We start from the raw sequence: 20,243 nt of genomic DNA, 5'->3' as shown, positions 1-20,243 counted from the left end.
AGAGCAGCAGGACCGGACAGCAGGGCAAGCGCGCAGGGGCGACGGGGAATGCAAGGGGGGCCGCAGCAGGGGCCGGGGAACGCGCAGCGGGCGCGGGCGCGGGCTGTTGTGCTGGGCAAGGGACTGGCGACGCGGAGCCCGGCGAAATGGGAGCTGCGTGGCCTGTCTCTGGCAGGGTTCTGGGAGGGCACGGCGATAGCGCTGGCGCGCGAACTCGACGACCGGCGCGGCTTCCTGTTCCTGCCGATCGGCTTTGCCGCTGGCGCCGCGCTCTATTTCGCCGCGCCGCGAGAGCCGCTGCCCTATGCCGGCTTTGTGCCCGCCCTCGTCTTTGCCGGTCTCGCCCTGCTGGCCCGGGCGCGACCCTTCGGCTTTCACCTGCTGGCGCTTCTTGCCGTGATTGCCGCCGGCTTCGCGGTGGCGGCGCTGCAGGTTCAACTAATGGCGCACCCGGTGCTGGGCACGACGCTGAACGCGGTGGAAATACGCGGCTATGTCGAGGTCGCGGAACGGCGCCCGCGCGGCAGCCGCGTCACCCTCGCCGTCACTGGGATGGAGCGGGCACGCACGGAGGCGCCGACGCGGGTACGTGTGACCCTCGCCGGGCGGGACCCGCCGGCGGTGGGCAGCCATGTAACAGTGCGGGCCACGCTCGGCCCGCCGCCGGGACCGTCCTATCCCGGGGGCTTCGATTTCGGGCGGGCGATCTGGCTGGATGGCATCGGCGCTACCGGCTACGCGCTCGGCCGGCCGCAGCTGAGCCCGGCGCCAGGCGCGCCGCCCTGGGGCCTGTCGCTGGCCACCTGGCTTGATGGCACCCGGCACGCCATCGCGGCACGTATCCGCGCGGCACTGCCGGGGGAGGATGGGGGCGTGGCGGTCGCGCTCGTCACCGGGCTGCGCGATGCCGTGCCGGAATCAATTGAGGAGAGCATGCGCATTTCCGGCCTGTCGCATGTGCTGTCGATCTCGGGCCTGCACATGGCGCTGGTGGCCAGCACCGTGTTTTTCCTGGCGCGGGCGCTGCTGGCGCTGGTGCCCGGCCTCGCGTTGTACCGGCCGATCAAGGCCTGGGCGGCACTGCCGGCCATGCTGTCCGCCAGCTTCTATCTCCTGCTCTCGGGCTGTGAGGTGCCCACCCAGCGGGCCTATGTGATGACGTTGCTGGTGCTTGCCGGCATCGTGCTCGGCCGGCCGGCGCTGACCTTGCGGACGCTGGCGGTGGCAGCGCTGGCCCTGCTGATGCTGTCGCCCCGGGCGGTGCTCGATCCCGGGGCGCAGATGTCGTTTGCCGCCACGCTGGGCCTGATCGCCGCCTATGAACGCTTTGGCGGTCTCATCGCCCTGCCGTCGGGCAAAGCGGGCCGCTGGCTCGGGCTGCCGGGGCGCTATATCGCGGCGCTTGTGCTGGCCTCGCTGGCAGCTGGCCTGGCGACAGCGCCCTATGCCGCGTATCATTTCCAGCGTCTCGCGCCGCTGAGCTTGGTGGCCAATCTCGCGGCCATGCCGGTGGTGTCGTTCATCGTCATGCCGGCCGGGCTGGCCGGCTCGATCCTGATGCCGTTCGGCTGGGACGATCCGGCCTGGCGGCTGATGGGCTGGGGCATCGCCCGCATGCGCGACATTTCCGAGCTGGTCGCGGCGCTACCCGGCGCCGATCGCGGCGTGCCGGCCATGCCGGCGGCGAGCCTGGTGCTGGTCAGCCTCGGGCTTGTGGTGCTGTGCCTCTCCCGCACAAGGCTGGTGCTGCTCGCGCCGGTGCTGGCGCTCGCCGGCATGGCCACGTCGGCCACAGTGCCGCGTCCCGACCTGCTGGTGGATACTGAAGCGCGCACGGTGGCGGTGCGGGGGAGGGACGGCGTGCTCGCCGTCATGGGCGACCGCGACACCGGGGTGGGCGGGCGCTTCGCGGTTGAGCAATGGCTCAACGCGGACGGGCAGCGGGGACGCTTCGGCGCCAAGGACCTTGCCGCTGCCGCCGCCTGCGATCCGCTTGGCTGCACTCTTCCACTGCCGGATGGCCGGCTGGTGGCGCTGTCGCGCGACCGGGAGTCGATGGAGGATGATTGCCGCCTGGCGGCGGTGCTGGTGACACCCTTCGCGCCGCCGCTCGACTGCGCGGCGACGGTGATCCATCGCGACACGCGCACCGCCATCGGCGGCGTGGCCGGCACCCTGCTGCCCGACGGCAGCCTCGCCCTCGCCAGCGCCCGTCCGGTGCAGGGCACCCGGCCCTGGGAGACGAACGCGCCGCGCCCGCCGCCTTCCGCGCGGCGTCCCTCAGCCGCCGTGGTCAACCCGGCGACGCCCGGGTCGACCGCGCCCTTATTTTCCGCGCCATCAATGTCATCGCCCGAGACGGCGCCGGCCGTCGACGATCATGAGTAGCGGCGGAAAAGCCCGACGAGCTTGCCCTGGATACGCACCCGGTCCGGGCCGAAGATGCGCGTCTCATAGGCCGGGTTGGCGGCTTCGAGCGCCACCGAGGCGCCCTTGCGGCGCAGGCGCTTCAGCGTGGCTTCCTCGTCGTCGATCAGCGCGACAACGATCTCGCCGGTGCTGGCCGCATCGCATTTGCGGATCAGCGCTAGATCGCCGTCGAGAATGCCGGCCTCGATCATCGAATCGCCGCGTACTTCCAGCGCGTAATGCTCGCCGCCCGACAGCATCTCCGGCGGCATGCCGATGGTGTGGTCGCGCGACTGGATGGCGGAAATCGGCGTGCCGGCGGCGATGCGGCCCATGACCGGGATAGACACCACGCGGCGGTCCGCATCGTCCTCCGAAGAGGGGCGTACCTTGCCGAGACTGCCCTCGATGACATTGGGCGCGAAAGTGCGGGCCGGCCGCTGGGGCTGCGCGTCCTCCGGCAGGCGAACCACCTCCAACGCGCGCGCCCGGTTCGGCAGGCGGCGGATGAAGCCGCGCTCCTCCAGAGCCGTGATCAGCCGGTGAATGCCGGACTTCGAGCGAAGGTCCAGCGCTTCCTTCATTTCCTCGAAGGAAGGGGGGACGCCGTCCTGTTGGAGGCGTTCATTGATGAACAGCAGCAGTTCATGCTGTTTGCGGGTGAGCATCACGAGAACCCCGTCTGCCGGCCGATGCCGTAACGAAACAAATCACGAACAAAGACTAGCCGTTCTTATTGTGTTCCACAATGGGTAAAGGGAGGCCAAACACCCGCCTTGGCGCCGAAGAAGCGCTTTTCGGCCGTGATCGGCGGGCCCGGAGCTCTGGCAAGACGTTGCGGAATGTCGGGCATGCCCCGTCCGCGCCCGCCGGGCGAATCGCTGCGGGCCGTCAAAGCGTCTGCGCGTATTGCTCATAGGCGTCGTGGACGATGGCGATATGGTCGCGCATCGCGCCTGCGGCTCCGTCGCGATCACCGCGCAGGATGGCTGTCGTCACCCGGTCATGTTCGGTGTGCGAAAGCGCCAGCCGCCCGAGCGCGCGGAACTGGGCGCGGCGGAAGGGCGAGAGCCGGCGGCGCGTGCCCAGCGTCAGTTCGATCAGATAGTCATTGTGGCTGCCGGCATAGATCGAGGTGTGGAACTGCTCGTTGAGTTCGCGATAGGCGGCGAAGTCGCCCAGCCGCATGAGTTCGCCCATATCTCCGTGCAGCCGCTCCAACTGCTGGCGCTCCGGCGGCGTCATGTTGAGCGCGCTGATTCCGGCGCAGAGCGCCTCCAGTTCGGCCATCACCTCGAACATATTCTGCAGCCGCGCCACGCTCGGGCGGGCCACCACGGCACCGCGATGCGGGCGGGCATCGACCAGGCCGGAGGCGACCAGTTCGCGCAGCGCCTCGCGGACCGGCGTGCGCGAAACGCCGAAGCGGGCGGCGAGCGCGGTCTCGTCGAGCGCCGTTCCGGGGGGCAGCGTGCCGCGCGTGATCTCGTCGGCCAGCTGCAGGCGCAGCTCTTCGGCGCGCGTGACGCGCAAGGGTCGTGCTCCGGTGGCTGGCGGATCGAGAGGCAGGCGGATGGGCAGCACCGACATGAGCGAACACACGACAGACAGGCGCGCCCGAACGCCGGACGGCCGGTGGCATCTTTAGCGGCCGCGCCTGCTATCACCAAGAGGCTCAGTGCGGATCGTCGATCACGCTGACATGGGCGGCGACGACCTTCCAGCCCTCCGGAGTCCGCATCCAGGTCTGCATCTGCCGGCCGATGCGGCCGGCCGCCCGGCGGAACAGGGTGGAGGCCACCGCCATGTCGCGTCCATAGGTGGTGATGACGGTGCCTTCCAGCGTGCGCTCCAGCCCCGTGGGCGAGCGGGCGGCCCTAAACGCGCGGATGGCCTCAATGCCGTAGAGGTTCTCGCCGCCGCCATAGCGGATGGTGCGGGCATCGTCCCAGAATAGCGCGTCGAGTCCGGCGACATCATTGCCGACCAGCGCCCGCTCATAGCGCTCGAAGGCGGCGCGGACCTCGGCCATCACCTCGGGAAGATTGATCTCCATGCGCTGCCCTTCCTCTCGCCGCCGAAACGGCGAGCACACAGGCCGAGCGAGGTCGCGTCAATCCTCCAGCCGGAGAATTTCGCACATCTCCCCGGCCTGTGCCGCCGGAGCGTGCGGGCGGCGTACCAGCAGGGCGTTGGCGCGGGCGAGGTTGCGCAGCATGGAACTGTCCTGCACCGGCAGCGCCCGCACCAGCGGCACGCCCTCGTTATGGCCGACAATCTCCGCCCGCTGGAAATCCATGCGCTGCTCGTTCGCCTTCACATCGGCGGCCAGCCGCGCCGGCTCCAGCTCGGGATGCGCCGGCACCGCCAGCCCCTGCAGCGCCTTGATCAGCGGCACGAGGAACAAAAGCGCGCAGACATGCGCCGAGACCGGGTTGCCGGGAAGACCCAGCACCTGTGTGTGCGTTTCGGCGGAGCGGCCGAACATCAGCGGCTTGCCGGGGCGCAGCGCGATCTTGTGAACCGCGAGGGCGACACCCTGCGCGGTGAGCGCGGGGGCGATCAGGTCGTGGTCGCCGACCGAGGCGCCGCCGGTCGTTACTAGAACGTCGAAGCCGCCATCAAGCGCGGCCCGCACGCCCGCCTGCGTCGCGTCCATCGTGTCGGGCAAGAGTCCGAGGTCCGTCACCTCGGCCCCGGCACCGCGCGCCAGCGCGGCGACCGAATAGAGATTGGAGACGATGACCTGATGCGCGCCCGCCCCGGCGCCGGGGCGGACCAGTTCGTCGCCGGTGGAAAGCAGGGCCACGCGCGGGCGGCGGGCGACGCTGACGGTGGCAAGATCGGCGGCGGCTACCAGCGCGAGATCGCGCGCCCGCAGGCGATGGCCGGGGTGCAGAAGCGTTTCGCCGGTCGCGAAGTCGCCTCCCGCACGTCGGATATGGCGGCCCGGCGTTGCCGCCTCGGTCGCGGTGACAGCGCTGCCCTCGCGTTTGGTGTCTTCCTGAATGACGATGGCGTCGGCACCTTCCGGGAGCACGGCGCCGGTGAAGATCCGCACCGTGGTGCCCGGTGCGACGCGCCCGGCATAGGGCCGGCCGGCGGCGGATTCGCCGATGAGTTCAAGCGTGGCGGGCACGCTGGCGGCGTCCTGCGCGCGCAGGGCGTAGCCGTCCATGGCGGAGACGTCGGCGCCCGGGGTGGTGCGGCGGGCGATGACCGGGGCGGCCAGCACGCGGCCGGCGGCGTGCTCAAGCGAAACGCTTTCGGCGGCAAGGGGCTGGGCGGTGGAGAGCAGGAGGGCCAGCGCCTCCTCGACCGGCATCAAGGCCATCGGTATCTCCCTCAGTCGGCCTGCCAATGGCCTGAGCGTCCGCCGCTTTTTTCGAGCAGTCGCACGTTCTCGATCCGCATGAAGCGATCGACCGCCTTGGCCATGTCGTAGACAGTGAGGCAGGCCACGGTGACGGCGGTCAGCGCTTCCATCTCTACCCCGGTCTGGCCGCTGGTGCGGACGGTGGCGCGGACGATGAGGCCGGGCAAGGCAGGGGCGGGCTCGATCTCCACGGCGACCTTGGAGAGCAAAAGCGCGTGGCAGAGGGGGATCAGCTCATGCGTGCGCTTGGCCGCCATGATGCCGGAAAGTCGTGCCGTTCCAATGACATCGCCCTTCTTGGCATTGCCGGAGACGATGAGCTCCAGCGTCTCTCCCTTCATGACCACCTGGCCTTCGGCAACCGCGATCCGGTCGGTCACGGCCTTGTCGGCGACGTCGACCATGTTGGCGGCGCCTGAGGCGTCGAGATGGGTGAGGCGGGGGGCGTCGCTCATTGCTCAAACAGCCGCATTCGCGGTAGCGGAGGGTGCTAGCAGCGCACGCGTCGCTGCTGCAACATCAAGCTGCCGCATGAGGCTTTCGCCCACGAGGATGCAGTTGATGTTCACCTGCGCCAGACGCGCGATGTCGTCGGGGGTGAAGATGCCGCTCTCGCCGACGATGACGCGGTCGGACGGTATGCGGGGGGCGAGGCGTTCGGAGGTTTCCAGGCTCACCTCGAAATCGCGCAGGTTGCGGTTGTTGATGCCCACCAGCTTCGCCGGCAGTTTCAACGCGCGGTCGAGCTCGGCATCGTCATGCACCTCCACCAGCGCGTCCATGCCGAGGCCGTGGGCGGTCTCGACAAGGTCGAGCGCCAGCGAATCGTCGACCGAGGCCATGATGACGAGGATGCAATCGGCGCCCCAGGCCCGTGCCTCGAACACCTGATAGGTGTCGTAGAGGAAATCCTTGCGCAGGGCCGGCAGCGAACAGGCGGCGCGCGCCGCGACGAGGAATTCCGGCGCGCCCTCGAAGGAGGGGCGGTCGGTCAGCACCGACAGGCAGGCCGAGCCGCCGGCCTCATAGGCCTTTGCCAGCGACGGCGGGTCGAAATCCGCGCGGATCAGCCCTTTGGAAGGGCTGGCTTTCTTGATCTCGGCGATCAGCGCGGGGGTGCCGGCAGCAATCTTCGTCTCGATGGCGTTGAGGAAGCCGCGCGCCGGGGGCTGCGCCTCGGCGTCCGCACGCAGCCCAGCCAGCGGACGTTCGCGCTTAGCGGTGGCGATCTCCTCGCGCTTATAGGCGCCGATCTTCTCCAGAATGTCGGCCATGGCGCGCTCCTATTCCGCCGCCGCAACGGCGGAGGCCGCGACCAGCCGGTCGAGTGCCGCCGCCGCATGGCCGCCATCGAGACTGGCGCGGGCGAGTGCCAGCCCGGCGCCGAGTTCGTCCGCCTTGCCGGCGACGACCAGCGCGGCGGCGGCGTTGAGGAGGGCGACGTCGGCATAGGCGCTCGGTTCGCCATTCAGCACGGCGCGCAGCGCCAGCGCGTTGGCCGCACCGTCGCCGCCCTTCAGCGCTTCCGGCACGGCGCGGGCAAGGCCGAACGCTTCCGGCGTGATCTCGAAAGAGCGGATGGTGCCGTCCTTCAGCTCGGCGACATGGGTCGGGCCTGTCGTGGTGATCTCGTCGAGTCCGTCGGACCCGTGCACCACCCAGGCGTGGGTGGAGCCGAGCGTGCGCAGCACCTCGGCAATGGGCTCGACCCAGCCCCGGGCGAACACGCCGACCATCTGCCGTGTCACGCCGGCCGGGTTGGACAGCGGGCCGATGAGGTTGAAAATGGTGCGCGTGCCCATTTCCACCCGGGTCGGGCCGACATGCTTCATTGCCGGGTGATGGGCGGGGGCGAACATGAAGCCGATGCCGGCCTCGCGGATGCAGCGGGAGATGGCGGCCGGCAGAAGGTCGATGGTGACGCCCAGAGCCATCAGCACGTCCGCGGCGCCGGACTTGGAGGAGAGCGCACGGTTGCCGTGCTTGGCCACCGGCACGCCCGCGCCGGCGACGATGAAGGCGGCGCAGGTCGAGATATTGTAGGAGCCCGAGGCATCGCCCCCGGTGCCGACCACGTCCACGGAATCGGCCGGCGCTTCCACCCGCAGCATCTTGGCGCGCATGGTGGAGACGGCGCCGGCAATCTCCTCGATCGCCTCGCCACGCACCCGGAGCGCCATGAGGATGGCGCCGATCTGCGAGGGCGTCGCCTCGCCCGACATCATCACGTCGAAGGCGGAAGCCGCCTCCGCGCGCGTCAGCGTGGTGCCGGTCGCCAGCTTGCCGATGATGGGCTTGAGGTTGTCCATTTGGCCCTGCGTCCCCGCCTGTTGTGCCGCGCTCACGCTGCCCGCGTCCGGCCGGGGCCGGCATTCCAGGCGCGTGCGAGATCGAGGAAGTTCTTGAGGATGGTCCGACCGTGCTCGGAGGCGATGCTTTCCGGGTGGAACTGCACCCCATGCACGGGAAGTGTCTTGTGCGAGAGGCCCATGATGAGCCCGTCATCGGTCTGCGCGGTGACGGCGAGCGCGTCTGGCAGCGTGTCGCGCTTCACCACCAGCGAGTGGTAGCGCGTCGCCCGCAGCGTGCCGTTGATGCCGTGGAAGACGCCGCCGCTGCTGTGGCTGATGTCGGAGAGCTTGCCGTGGATGGGCTGCGGGGCGCGCACAACATCGCCGCCGAACACCTGGCCGATGGCCTGGTGGCCGAGGCACACGCCGAACACCGGCACGCCCTCGGCCGCCGCGCGGGCGATGAGCGCGCAGGAAATGCCGGCCTCGTTCGGTGTCGCCGGTCCCGGCGAGATGACGATGGCCTCGGGCCTGAGGGCCATGGCCTCGTCGACGGTGAGGGTGTCGTTGCGGCGCACCTCCACCTCGGCGCCGAGGCCGCCGATATAGTGGACGAGGTTCCAGGTGAAACTGTCGTAATTGTCGATGAGCAGGATCATCGTGCGTCCATCCGCCGGCCTGATGCGGCTGTGAAGAGGTCTAGGTTGTGTTCCGGCGCGGGGTCAAGCCGCGCCGTCCGGCGATCGTCTCTATCGCCAGCCACGCCATCGCTGGCACCGCACGCACCCGCTCATCGCTTTACTGCCCCCGCCCGGCCCGGGCGGCGAAGCGCACGGCTTCCTCGCCGGCGCGGAACAGCGCCTTGGCCTTGTTGACGCATTCCTGCAATTCGCTCTCGGGCACGGAATCATAGACGATGCCGGCGCCCGCCTGCACATACATGCGCCCGCCCTTCACCACGGCGGTGCGCAGGACGATGCAGGTGTCCATCTCGCCATCGGCGCCGAAATAGCCGATGGCGCCGGCATAGATGCCGCGCTTGTCGCGCTCCAACTCGTCGATGATCTCCATCGCCCGCACCTTCGGCGCCCCCGACACGGTGCCGGCCGGGAAGCCGGCGGCGAGCGCGTCCAGCGCGTCGCGGCGCGGGTCGATCTTGCCTTCGACATTGGAGACGATGTGCATGACCTGGCTGTAGCGCTCGACGAAGAAGCTGTCGGTGACATGCACCGAGCCGATGGTGGCGACCCGGCCGACATCGTTGCGGCCGAGGTCCAGCAGCATCAGGTGCTCGGCCCGCTCCTTGGGATCGGCCAGCAGTTCCTCCTCCAGCGCCTTGTCCTCATGCGGGGTGGCGCCGCGCCGGCGGGTGCCGGCGATGGGGCGGATGGTGACGGTGTCGGCCCGCAGGCGCACCAGAATCTCCGGGCTGGAGCAGACCAGCGAGAAGCCGCCGAAGTTGAAATAGACCAGAAACGGCGCCGGGTTGATCCGCCGCAGCGCGCGATAGAGCGAGAAGGGCGGCAGGTTGAACGGCGCCTCGAAGCGCTGCGAGAGCACCACCTGGAAGATATCGCCGGCGCGGATGTATTCCTTCGCCCGCTCGACCATGTCGAGATAGGCCGCCGGCTCGGTGTTGGACTGCGGTTCCACCGCCTGGTGGAAGGCGTCCTCGGAGGGCAGGTTGGGCAGCGCGCTGTCGAGCGCCGCGACCACCTTCTCCAGCCGCTCGCGCGCCGCCTCATAGGCCGCGGCCGCCGCCACATCGGGCGCAGGGCGCACGGGGGTGACGACGGTGATCTCGTCGCGCACGGCGTCGAACACCACCATCACGGTGGGCCGGATGAAGATGGCGTCCGGCACGCCGAACACGTCCGGCTTGGGGGCGGGCAGGCGCTCCATCTGCCTCACCATGTCGTAGCCCAGATAGCCGAACACGCCCGCCGCCATGGGCGGCGCGCCCTCCGGCAGGTGGATGCGCGATTCCTCGACCAGCGCGCGCAGCGCCAGCAGCGGTGGCTGTGCGCAGGGCTCGAAGGCTTCGGCGTCGCTTGCGGCGCGGCGGTTGATCTCCGCGCGATCGCCGTGGCAGCGCCAGATCACGTCCGGGTCGATGCCGATCATCGAGTAGCGCCCGCGCGTGGCGCCGCCCTCGACCGATTCGAGCAGGAAGCTGTTGGGCCGCTCGCCGGCGATCTTGAGGAAGGCCGAGACCGGGGTCTCCAGATCGGCGATCAGCGTCGTGGTGACGACCTGCGCTTCGCCGCGCTGATAGGTGGCGGCGAAGGCGTCCGCTTCGGGAGTGAGGCTCATGACCCGCGTTCCGCCTCAGTTCACCGCGTCGGTGCCGACGATCTGGTCGAGCGCGGCGCGGTTGATGCGGGCGCCGAGGCGCGACTGCAACTCGACGAGATACTCGGTCATCAGGTCGTTCTGCAGGTTCTGGCGCAGGTCGGAGACCAGCTTCTCGTCGGCAGCGGCGGTGGCGGCGGGCACGGTGGCGCGCAGCACCTGGAACAGCAGGCGGCTCTCGCCGGCTTCCGCCAGCGAACTGCCGACCCCGCCCTCGGGCGTCTCGAACACGGCCGCCATGATGTCCTGCGGCACGCCATCGGCGGTCCGGCCCCGACGCAGGCCGTTGGCGGCGCGCAGTTCGAGCCCGGCCTGGCTGATCGCCTGGTCGAAGGGGGTGCCGGCGGCGATCTGGGCCTTGATCTCCTCCACCCGCGCGTCGAGCGCCTGGGCGGTCCGGTCCTGCTTCCAGCGGTCGAGAACCTGCGCGCGGGCCTCCTCGAAACTGCGCTCGCGCGGGGGGGTGATCTCGTCGACCTGGTACCAGACATAGCCGGCGTTCTGCGGCAGCTGGACGGGGTCGTTCTCCGCCCCGACCTCGGTGGCGAAGGCGCCGCGCAGCACGTCCGAGCGGGCGGGGAAGGAGGCGATGGCGGTGCCGTCCGGTGCCTGACCCTGGACGCTGGTGTCGAAGTTCTGCACCGCGAGGCCCATCTTGCCGGCGATCTCGGCGAGCTGGGCGCCGCCGGCGCGCTCATCCTCGATGCTGTCATAGGTGGTGAGCATCGCCCGGCGGGCGGCGTTGACCTGCAGCGCGGCACGAATCGCCGGCGCCACGTCCGCCAGAGGCTGGAGGCTGCCCGGGGTGATGGCACCGATATGCACGATGACCGGGCCGAAGCGGCCGGCGATGACGCCGCTGGTGCCGTTCTCGGCGAGCGAGAAGGCGGCGTCCGCCACCTGCTTGTCGACGATGTCGGCGCGGGAGACGTCGCCGAGGTCGACATCCTTGGCGCTCAGCTTGCGCTCGGCGACGATGTCGGCGAAGGGCGTGCCGGCGGCGATCCGCTCGGCCGCCGCATTGGCTTCGTCCTGCGAGGGGAAGACCAGTTGCTGGACGACGCGCTTTTCCGGCGTGCCATAGGTAGAGAGATTGGCGTTATAGGCGGCCTCGACCTCGGCCTCGGACACCGATTCAGCCGACGCGAGCGCTTCCGGCGTCAGCACCAATACGCCGATCTTGCGGAATTCCGGTGCCCGGAACGCCACCTTGCGCTCATCGAAGAACTTGCGCAGTTCCTCCTCTGACGGATCGGCGGGCGCGGTGAGGGAGGCGGGGGTCAGCATCGCGTAATTGACCGAGCGCTCTTCGCCCTCATAGCGGGCCAGCGCCCCCTTAAGCACTTCCGGCACCTCGATGCCGCCGCCGAGCGACTGGATCAGCTGCTGGCGCAGGGCGAGCCCGCGTTCCGCCTCGACGAAACGGGCCTCGGTGAAGCCGTTGGACCGCAGCAGCTGGTTGAAGTAGCCGGGGTCGAAGCTGCCGCTCGGGCCGTGGAAGGCCGGGTTGGCCTGCACCCGCCGGGCGATTTCTTCATCGGACAGCGCCAGCCCGAGCGACTTTGCCTGGTCGTTGAGCGCCGCCTCGGCGAGTTGCTCGTTCAAAAGCTGGTCAGGAATGCCGAACGCGCGCGCCTGGTCGGGCGTGATGCCGCGCTTGAGCTGCTGGCTGATCTGCTGGAGCCGCTCCTGATAGGCCTGGCGGAACTCCGGCACGGTGATCTCGCTGTCGCCGATGGTCGCCAGCGTCTGGCCACCGAAGCCGCGAAACACGTCGGCGATGCCCCACACCGCGAAGCTGAGGATAAGGAGACCCATCAGGATCTTGGCGACAATTCCGGTAGAGCTCTTGCGCAGCGACTCAAGCATTTCATTCTCGTCTGGCGTCGGACGGGCAACGGCCCGGGGCGCGAAAGGCGCGCATAATAGGGAGGCGTCCCCGCCGCCGCAACGTCACTGATGCGTCCTTCCCGCAACGAAAGCCGCTGCACCGGGACACCCGGTCTGTTATGAGGCGGTGGCGCGGAGCTTTTACAGTGCAGGAGCTTGGAACGGTATGAAAATGCGTCGTCCGCTGGTTGCCGGCAATTGGAAGATGAACGGCCTCAAGGCCTCGCTCGCCGAGTTCGGTCGTATCGTCGAAGGGTATGACGCTGCGTTGAAGGACCGGGCCGATCTGCTGGTGTGCCCGCCGGCGACGCTGCTGGCCGCCTTTGCCGGCGCGCGCGGCGATGTCGGTGTCGGCGGGCAGGACTGCCACGCCAAGCCCTTCGGCGCCCATACCGGCGACATTGCCGCCGAAATGCTGGCCGATGCCGGCGCCGGCGCGGTGATTGTCGGCCATTCCGAGCGCAGGCAGGACCATCGCGAGAGCAATGGCCAGGTGCGCGCCAAGGCCGAAGCAGCCCGCCGCGCCGGGCTCGTCGCCATTGTCTGCGTCGGCGAGACGCGGGCCGAGCGCGAGGCGGGGCAGGCGCTGGACATCGTGCGCGGCCAGTTGGAGGGATCTATCCCAGACGGCGCCACGGCGGGCGACCTTGTGGTCGCCTATGAGCCGGTCTGGGCCATCGGCACCGGCCTGACGCCGACCAATGAAGACATCGCCGAGATGCATACCGCACTGCGCGCGGCGCTGAAGGCGCGATTCGGCGAAGCGGGCGAAGGGTTCCGCCTGCTGTATGGCGGCTCGGTGAAGCCGGACAATGCCACTGAGATTCTCGCCGTGGCCGATGTGGACGGCGCGCTGGTCGGCGGCGCCAGCCTGAAAGCCGAGTCTTTTATCGCCATCGCCCGTGCTTATCTCTAGGCGCGGGGCTTCCTATCTCCACGCTTGGCGTGTCCTTCGGGCCTGCCGCCGGCGGTGTTCGCCAACCGGCTTAGGCGTGGTGGCTGGAAACCCCGGTCGCAATCGTGTAGGAACGCGCCCAAAGATTGCGGCGCGCCGAGTCCGGGTCAGGGCTCGCGTGCCGTTGCATGAGCATTTTGAAGGCGTCAGATGCAAACCGTACTCATCGTCATCCATCTCATGGTCGTTCTGGCCCTGATCGGCGTGGTGCTGATTCAGCGCTCCGAAGGGGGCGGGCTCGGCATTGGCGGCGGTGGCGGGGGAGGCGGCGGCGGTGGCGGCTTCTTCAGCGCGCGTGGCACGGCCAATGTGCTGACCCGCGCCACGGCGGTTCTCGCCGGCATTTTCTTCGTCACCAGCCTGTCGCTCACTATTCTTGCTGGCTGGGGCCGTGGCCCGACCACCATTTTCAACGCGCCGACCTCGGTGCCGGGCGTGCCGTCGGCTCCCGCGCCGGGCAGTTCGGTGCTGGACCAGCTCAATGCCGCCCAGCCCGCGCCGCCGGCCGCTCCGGCTGTGCCGCAGGCTCCGCAGTCGCAGTGACATCGGCGCCGCGCCGGACCATCCCGGCACGGCATTCGATTTAGCCACAGGCGAGTGCCCGCTCGGCAAGGCGGGCCCTCGTCGAATCGCGTTTTTGCCGGTAGAAACCAGAATCCATGGCGCGCTATATCTTCATCACCGGCGGCGTCGTGTCCTCGCTTGGCAAGGGCCTCGCCTCCGCCGCACTCGGTGCATTGCTGCAGGCCCGTGGGTACAAAACCCGGCTGCGCAAGCTCGACCCCTATCTCAACGTCGATCCGGGCACGATGAGCCCGTATCAGCACGGCGAGGTTTTCGTCACCGATGACGGCGCCGAGACCGATCTGGACCTTGGCCACTACGAGCGCTTCACCGGCCGTCCCGCGACCAAGCAGGACAACATAACGACCGGGCGCATCTATCAGGACATTCTCACCAAGGAGCGGCGCGGCGACTATCTCGGCGCCACCATCCAGGTGATTCCGCACGTCACGAACGCCATCAAGGATTTCGTGCTCGCGGGCAATGAGGGCTACGACTTCGTGCTGGTGGAAATCGGCGGCACGGTCGGCGACATCGAGGCGATGCCGTTCCTGGAGGCGATCCGCCAGATCGGCAATGATCTGCCGCGCAAGCACTGCATCTACATTCACCTCACCTTGCTGCCGTTCATCCCCTCGGCCGGTGAGTTGAAGACCAAGCCGACGCAGCATTCGGTGAAGGAGCTGCGCTCCATCGGCATCGCGCCCGACATCCTGCTCTGCCGCACCGACCGCGAGATCCCGCGAGAGGAGCGCCGCAAGCTCGGCCTGTTCTGCAATGTGCGCGAGAGCGCCGTGATCGAGGCCCGGGACGCCGACAGCATCTATGCCGTGCCCTCGGCCTATCACGAAGCCGGGCTGGACACCGAAGTGCTGGCCGCCTTCGGCATCGAGCCGGCGCCTGAGCCGGACCTGACGCGCTGGAAGCGGGTCGAGGCCGGCGTGCGCAACCCGGAAGGCTCCGTCACCATCGCCATCGTCGGCAAGTACACGGGCATGAAGGACGCCTACAAGTCGCTCATCGAGGCGCTGACCCATGGCGGGCTCGCCAACAACATGCGGGTCAATCTCGACTGGATCGAGAGCGAGATCTTCGAGCGCGAGGACCCTTCGCCGTTCCTCGAACATGTGCACGGCATTCTCGTGCCGGGCGGCTTCGGCCAGCGCGGCGCCGAGGGCAAGATCCGCGCGGCGCAGTTCGCCCGCGAGCGGCGCGTGCCCTATCTCGGCATCTGCTTCGGCATGCAGATGGCGGTGATCGAGGCGACCCGCAATCTCGCCGGCGTCGGCACGGCCAATTCGACCGAATTCGGCCCCACTGACGAGCCGGTGGTCGGGCTGCTCACCGAATGGCTGCGCGGAAACGAGCTGGAGCGGCGCGGCCTCACCGGCGATCTGGGCGGCACCATGCGGCTGGGCGCCTATCCCGCGGCGCTGGCCGAGGGCAGCCGGGTGGCCGATATCTATGGTGGCACCACGATTTCCGAGCGTCATCGCCACCGCTACGAGGTCAACATGGCCTATCGCGAGCGGCTGGAGGCCTGCGGCATGCTGTTCTCCGGCCTCTCGCCGGACGGGCTGCTGCCGGAAATCATCGAATATCCCGACCACCCCTGGTTCGTCGGCGTGCAGTTCCACCCCGAGCTGAAGTCGCGCCCATTCGAGCCGCACCCGCTCTTCGCCTCCTTCATCGCCGCCGCGGCGGTGCAGAGCCGGCTGTTCTGAGCCCCGGGGCGCGAAAGCTGCATGCCCGGGGACGTCCCGATAATGCGTGCTCGATCAATCGGTTGGGTCGCGATGCTGGCATGTTGATTCAGGCTGTTGGGGGCAGGGTCGACGCGGCGCGGGCCGCCGATGTCAGTCGAGGCTGGATTCACCGGCGGCCGCCGTGCTCTCATGGCGGTGTGGGGAAACCGTGCCGGAGCGTTCAGCGCGCCGGCCGAACGGGGAGAGGTGCTGGTGGAGCGCGGTCTTGATCACGTCGTCCATGTCGTCCGCGATCTGGAGGCGGCCGGCGAACTCTACGACATGCTCGGCTTTACGGTCGGCTCCCGCAACCGCCATCCCTGGGGGACCGACAACCGGATCGTCCAGATGCCGGGCTTTTTCGTCGAATTGCTGGAAATCGCCGAACCGGACCGCATCCCGCCGCACAGCGAGACAAGCTTCTCCTTCGGCGCTTTCAACCGCGATTTCCTTGCCGAGGTCGGCCCCGGCTTGTCCATGCTGGTGCTGGAAGGGCGCGACCCTGCCGGCGACAAGGTGGAATTCGACGCGGCCGGGTTTGGCGGGCTCGACCTGTTCGATTTCGAGCGCGAGGGCAAACGGCTGGACGGGGTGAACGTCAAGGTCGCCTTCTCGCTGGCCTTCGCCCGCGACCCGGCCTCCCCGCATGCCGGGTTCTTCACCTGCCATCAGCTCTATCCCGAGAATTTCTGGTCGCCGGACCTGCAGCGCCACATGAACGGCGCCGATGGCGTCGTCGGCGTGGTGTTCACCGCCGCCGACCCGGCCGCCCATACCGGCTTCCTCAGTGCCTTCGCCGGCAGCGAGGCGCGGCGGGCGGTGGATGGCTGGCAGATCGTCAAGACCCCGCGCGGCGACATCGACGTGATGAGCGACGCGCTGTTCGCCCAGCGCTTCGGCGTGGCGGCGCCGGCCGGGCCGGGGCTGCGCCTCGCCGCCGTGCGCTTCGCGGTGGGCGACATGGACCGGCTGCGCCGGCGCATCTCCTCCTCGCGCATGTCGGTGGAGGATATCGAGGGCGTTGTGGTCGTTGGGCCGAAATCCGCGCTGGGGGCGACGCTGGTGTTCGAGGCCGCGCCCTGATCCGCGCTGACTGCTGCTGAACTGAAAAGCAAAGCCCCGGAATCGCTTCCGGGGCTTTTTTCATGCCGCCTGTGAGGCGGGAGCTGGGCTCAGCCGATCTTCTCCGGGATCGCCGCCGGCACGACGCTGCGACCCGGCAGGAGCGCCAGGCCGCGGCCGCGCAGGGTGCTCCAGGTGGCGAAGGAGTTGAGCGTCGAGCCCTCCAGCCAGCCAATGCCGGCGGCCGCGACGAAGGGCAGGCTCTGGATGCCGAGGGCGAGGGCGAACAGGTCGACTTCCACCACCGCGTGCCAGTTGGTCATGCGCAGGGCGACGGCCGAGAGCATGAGCCCGGCGCCGATGATCGCTTCCGGCAGGGCCGGGAAGGCGCGGGCGGCGTCGGCCAGCCACGAGCCCTTGGCCGTGCGGGCAAAGGCGAGGTCCTTGTAGCGGAAGCTGTCGAACACCGCCTTGGCCACGGTGAACTGCACCGCCATCGCCGCAAAGGCCGCGCCCAGCATGCGGACCGGCGTGGTCGCCACGCGCAGCCTGTAGAGGGCGATGAAGTGCAGGAGATAGATGCCGAAGCAGAACACGATCGGGATGGTGAGGATGCGCTGCGGCACGGCGATGCCGAGGCCGAGCACGAAGGGCACCCAGAGCAGCGACAGGATGGCCACGAGGGCACCGACGCTCTCCGAGCCGAGCCAGCTTACCCAGCCGATGCTGAACTCGCGGCGCTGCCCGGAGGTGAGGCGCGTGCCGGCGTTCGGCAGCATGCGGTGCCAGTGCTTCTTGATGATCTGCATGCCGCCATAGGCCCAGCGGTGGCGCTGCTTCTTGAACGAGGCGAAATCGTCCGGCAGCAGGCCCCAGCCATAGCGGGTGCTGGTGTAGTGGCTCTTCCAGCCGCGCTCGACGATGGCGAGGCCGAGATCGGTGTCCTCGCAGATCGTGTCGCTCGACCAGTCGCCCGCCTCGACCATGGCGGCGCGGCGCATCAGGCACATGGTGCCGTGCACGACAATGGCGTCGTGCTCGTTGCGCTGGACCATGCCGATGTCGAAGAAGCCGGCATACTCGGTGTTCATCGCCTCGTGCAGCAGGCTGCGATCGGCGTCGCGATGGTCCTGCGGCGCCTGCACGATGCCGACGGTGGGGTCCTCGAAGGTGGGGACGAGGTCCATCAGCCAGTTGGAATCGACGACATAGTCGGCGTCGATGATGCCGATGATCTCGGCGTCCGGCGCGGTCTGCAGCATGGCGGCGCGCAGGGCGCCAGCCTTGAAGCCCGCGACCTTCGGCAGGTTCAGGAACTTGAACTGGTCGCCAAGCGCGCGGCAATGCGCCTCGATCGGCTCCCAGAAGGCCGGGTCCGGCGTGTTGTTGATGATGACCAGGCACTCGAAATTCGGCCAGTTGAGCCGGGCGACGCTGTCGAGCGTCTGCTTCAGCATCTCCGGAGGTTCTTTATAGGCCGGGATGTGGATCGAGACCTTGGGGGTGCGGGAAGGTGCGGCGACATTGTCGCGGCGCAGCAGGCGGCGCGGGGTGCGGCCGAAGGCGATGGTGGCGAGTTCCTCGACCCGGTAGAGCATCACCACGACAAGGGGCACCAGCAGCACGAGGCTGGCTACCATCGTCACCTTGTTGCCGCCGACGACGTAGTGAGTCAGCCAATGGTCGGTGACGGTAGCGATCCAGGCGCCGACGAGGTTCGCCGCGCCCACCATCACCAGCGCCTGGGTCAGCGTCAGGCGGGCGAAGCGGAACACTGGGATCGAGAAGGCGATGCCGAGCAGCAGCGCGATGGCGGCGGTGGCGGTGTAGGTCGAAGGGGTGATCGGGCCGGCAAGCGGGAATTTCGCAACCCGGTCGGCGTCGAGAATGCCCCAGTACTGGCCGACGCTGCCCTCGAAGCTCTTCCACGGCGCGTCGAACGCCTCGATCAGGTTGTATTCGATGCCGAGCGCATCAGCGCGGGAGGCAAAGGTGCGGATGATCTGCGCCTGGGCGAGCTCACCGGGAATGGCGCTGTCGCGATTATAGCCCTGGCTGGGCCAGCCGAACTCGGCGATGACGATGCGCTTGCCGGGATAGGTGGCGCGCAGCCGGTCATAGATGGCGATGGTATGGTCGACCACCTGCTCGGGCGAGACGCCTTCCCAATAGGGCAGCATGTGGGCGGCGATGTAGTCGACCGCGGAGACCAGCTCGGGATGGTCGAGCCACACGTCCCAGGTCTCGCCGGTCGTTACCGGAACGTTCGTCTCGCGCTTCACCCGGCGGATGGTTTCGATCAGCTGCTCCGGCGTGCGCTCGGCGCGCAGGATCGACTCATTGCCGACCACGATGCCGACGACGTTGGAATTCTTGCGCGCGACGTCGATGGCGTTGGTGATTTCGCGCTCGTTGCGCTCCTCGTCCTCGTCCAGCCAGGCGCCGACCGTGGTCTTGAGCCCCTTTTCGCCGGCAAGCCGGGCGACGAGGTCGAGATTGCCGGTCGAGGCATAGGTGCGGACGGCGCGCGTATAGGGAGCCACCGCCTCCACATCGGCGCGGATCTGCGCTTCGGTGGTCGGCTCGCCCTTGTCAGGGTTGGCGTCCCGGCCATAGGGCGCGAACGACATGCTCTGGAATCGGTCGGGTGCGGCAGGAGCGGAAACCTCCTGACGCAGAGCCAGCCAGACAAAGACATGGACGCACGTCACAACCGCAACAGCTGCGGCAGCGACACGGATGGCGGGGCGCATGAGACAAACCCACGATAAAAGGGAGGCTGACGGGTGGAATATAATACAGTTTCAACGCATGTGCAGCACGATCTTTGCCGCAACGCGCCACAGCGCGCTACGTCGGTCGAAAATGCCGCTATGCAGTGGAAAATGCGTCAGAAGGACAATGGTTCCGCACTATGGCGTCGCCATGACGCGCCGATGACGCCGGCAGGGCCGGGGCGCGGATTTATTGCGCAGCGGCAGGGGCAGGTGTCGCGGCGGCCGGCGGCGCGTCCGGGTTGACCCAGCAGGCGTGTACGCGCTCGGACAGCCGCTCCTGCGCCTTGCTGTCGATATTGCCCTGCCGGACCAAGCAGCGGAACGCGATCTTCAGGTGCTCGGTCGGGCAGCCAAAGCGCTCATAGAGTTCGAGGTGGCGGCGCGCCGTGTCGATGTCGTCGCGCCAGAGCAGCATCGCGATGCGCCGGCCGCTCCACACGCATTCCGGCAGGCCACCATTGCCCGGCAGCTTGGCGGCCTCGGCATATTCCTCGACCGAACGGCGCAGCGCCTCTTCCTTCGCCTGTTCCTCCGGAGACTTCTGCTCGGCAGGCTTCTGTTCCTGCGGGGCACTCTGGGCCCACGCGCCGACAGGGGCGACGGTCATCAGCATCATGCCACCGAACAGGGCGGCGGCGAGGGGACGTACGGAGCACAACATGGGGAAACGTCACACGCAAAAGGAGGAAACACCGGACCGGCCAGAACAGTAGGAGAAGCAATCGAATTTGTCAGCATGACGGCACGTCTGCGGGCGGCCTTCCGGCGCAAAATTCCGCCGCTTTGCACACGCCTCTTGCCGTGGCGGCAAAGCACCGCTAC

General features: G+C 68.7%; 17 protein-coding genes. 5 read left to right on the top strand and 12 right to left on the bottom strand.

Features of this window, described 5'->3' with window-relative positions; translation table 11 throughout:
• Positions 1–48: 48 nt before the first annotated feature.
• The gene (locus EV667_RS12220) at positions 49–2,388 is read left to right on the top strand and encodes a ComEC/Rec2 family competence protein (RefSeq protein ID WP_131835618.1); all 2,340 of its coding nucleotides are present in this window, start codon (positions 49–51) and stop codon (positions 2,386–2,388) included.
• Here EV667_RS12220 and lexA read toward each other — a convergent pair.
• The 10 genes from lexA to EV667_RS12170 all read right to left on the bottom strand — a co-directional run bounded on the left by lexA (position 2,379) and on the right by EV667_RS12170 (position 12,297).
• On the bottom strand, positions 2,379–3,077 hold the full coding sequence (lexA, locus tag EV667_RS12215; protein ID WP_131835617.1) for a transcriptional repressor LexA: 699 nt from the start codon (positions 3,075–3,077) through the stop codon (positions 2,379–2,381). The two genes, EV667_RS12220 and lexA, sit on opposite strands and share 10 nt — an antisense overlap.
• A 223-nt stretch (positions 3,078–3,300) precedes the next feature.
• On the bottom strand, positions 3,301–3,999 hold the full coding sequence (locus EV667_RS12210) for a GntR family transcriptional regulator (RefSeq protein ID WP_131835616.1): 699 nt from the start codon (positions 3,997–3,999) through the stop codon (positions 3,301–3,303).
• A gap of 85 nt (positions 4,000–4,084) precedes the next feature.
• The gene (gene hpxZ, locus EV667_RS12205; RefSeq protein WP_131835615.1) at positions 4,085–4,465 is read right to left on the bottom strand and encodes an oxalurate catabolism protein HpxZ; all 381 of its coding nucleotides are present in this window, start codon (positions 4,463–4,465) and stop codon (positions 4,085–4,087) included.
• A gap of 57 nt (positions 4,466–4,522) precedes the next feature.
• Positions 4,523–5,743, bottom strand: a complete 1,221-nt coding sequence (locus tag EV667_RS12200) for a molybdopterin molybdotransferase MoeA (protein WP_131835614.1) — start codon at positions 5,741–5,743, stop codon at positions 4,523–4,525.
• An 11-nt stretch (positions 5,744–5,754) separates the two neighbouring features.
• Complete coding sequence (gene moaC / locus EV667_RS12195; protein WP_131835613.1) at positions 5,755–6,240, bottom strand: cyclic pyranopterin monophosphate synthase MoaC; 486 nt, start codon at positions 6,238–6,240, stop codon at positions 5,755–5,757.
• 3 nt (positions 6,241–6,243) lie between these two features.
• Positions 6,244–7,059 carry an indole-3-glycerol phosphate synthase TrpC gene (gene trpC, locus EV667_RS12190; RefSeq protein WP_131835612.1) on the bottom strand — a complete coding sequence of 272 codons (816 nt, stop codon included), beginning with the start codon at positions 7,057–7,059 and terminating at the stop codon, positions 6,244–6,246.
• Between the two features lie 9 nt (positions 7,060–7,068).
• A complete protein-coding gene (gene trpD, locus EV667_RS12185; RefSeq protein WP_131835611.1) occupies positions 7,069–8,094 on the bottom strand; it encodes an anthranilate phosphoribosyltransferase in 1,026 nt (341 codons plus the stop codon).
• Positions 8,095–8,126: 32 nt separating this feature from the next.
• Positions 8,127–8,735: an anthranilate synthase component II gene (locus EV667_RS12180; RefSeq protein ID WP_131835610.1), complete on the bottom strand. Its 609-nt coding sequence runs from the start codon at positions 8,733–8,735 to the stop codon at positions 8,127–8,129.
• A 139-nt stretch (positions 8,736–8,874) separates the two neighbouring features.
• A complete protein-coding gene (gene trpE, locus EV667_RS12175) occupies positions 8,875–10,389 on the bottom strand; it encodes an anthranilate synthase component I (protein ID WP_131835609.1) in 1,515 nt (504 codons plus the stop codon).
• Positions 10,390–10,404: 15 nt separating this feature from the next.
• Positions 10,405–12,297 carry a peptidylprolyl isomerase gene (locus EV667_RS12170; RefSeq protein ID WP_131835608.1) on the bottom strand — a complete coding sequence of 631 codons (1,893 nt, stop codon included), beginning with the start codon at positions 12,295–12,297 and terminating at the stop codon, positions 10,405–10,407.
• A 187-nt stretch (positions 12,298–12,484) separates the two neighbouring features.
• On the opposite strand from EV667_RS12170, the gene tpiA reads away from it, so the two are divergent.
• The 4 genes from tpiA (at position 12,485) to EV667_RS12150 (ending at position 16,665) form a co-directional block, all read left to right on the top strand.
• Positions 12,485–13,234, top strand: a complete 750-nt coding sequence (gene tpiA / locus EV667_RS12165; RefSeq protein WP_131835607.1) for a triose-phosphate isomerase — start codon at positions 12,485–12,487, stop codon at positions 13,232–13,234.
• Between the two features lie 189 nt (positions 13,235–13,423).
• On the top strand, positions 13,424–13,816 hold the full coding sequence (gene secG / locus EV667_RS12160) for a preprotein translocase subunit SecG (RefSeq protein ID WP_131835606.1): 393 nt from the start codon (positions 13,424–13,426) through the stop codon (positions 13,814–13,816).
• A gap of 116 nt (positions 13,817–13,932) precedes the next feature.
• Entirely contained in the window at positions 13,933–15,561 is a 1,629-nt protein-coding gene (locus EV667_RS12155) for a CTP synthase (protein WP_131835605.1), read from the top strand.
• Positions 15,562–15,789: 228 nt separating this feature from the next.
• A complete protein-coding gene (locus EV667_RS12150) occupies positions 15,790–16,665 on the top strand; it encodes a VOC family protein (RefSeq protein ID WP_131836324.1) in 876 nt (291 codons plus the stop codon).
• A gap of 89 nt (positions 16,666–16,754) precedes the next feature.
• Here the strand turns inward: EV667_RS12150 and EV667_RS12145 are convergent, their stop codons facing one another.
• Positions 16,755–19,274: a glycosyltransferase gene (locus tag EV667_RS12145; protein ID WP_131835604.1), complete on the bottom strand. Its 2,520-nt coding sequence runs from the start codon at positions 19,272–19,274 to the stop codon at positions 16,755–16,757.
• Positions 19,275–19,608: 334 nt separating this feature from the next.
• Positions 19,609–20,082 carry a hypothetical protein gene (locus EV667_RS12140; RefSeq protein WP_131835603.1) on the bottom strand — a complete coding sequence of 158 codons (474 nt, stop codon included), beginning with the start codon at positions 20,080–20,082 and terminating at the stop codon, positions 19,609–19,611.
• Positions 20,083–20,243 lie beyond the last annotated feature (161 nt).

The organism is Ancylobacter aquaticus, from assembly GCF_004339465.1.
GTDB classification, from domain to species: domain Bacteria; phylum Pseudomonadota; class Alphaproteobacteria; order Rhizobiales; family Xanthobacteraceae; genus Ancylobacter; species Ancylobacter aquaticus.
This window is presented reverse-complemented; position numbering and strand designations above follow the sequence as displayed.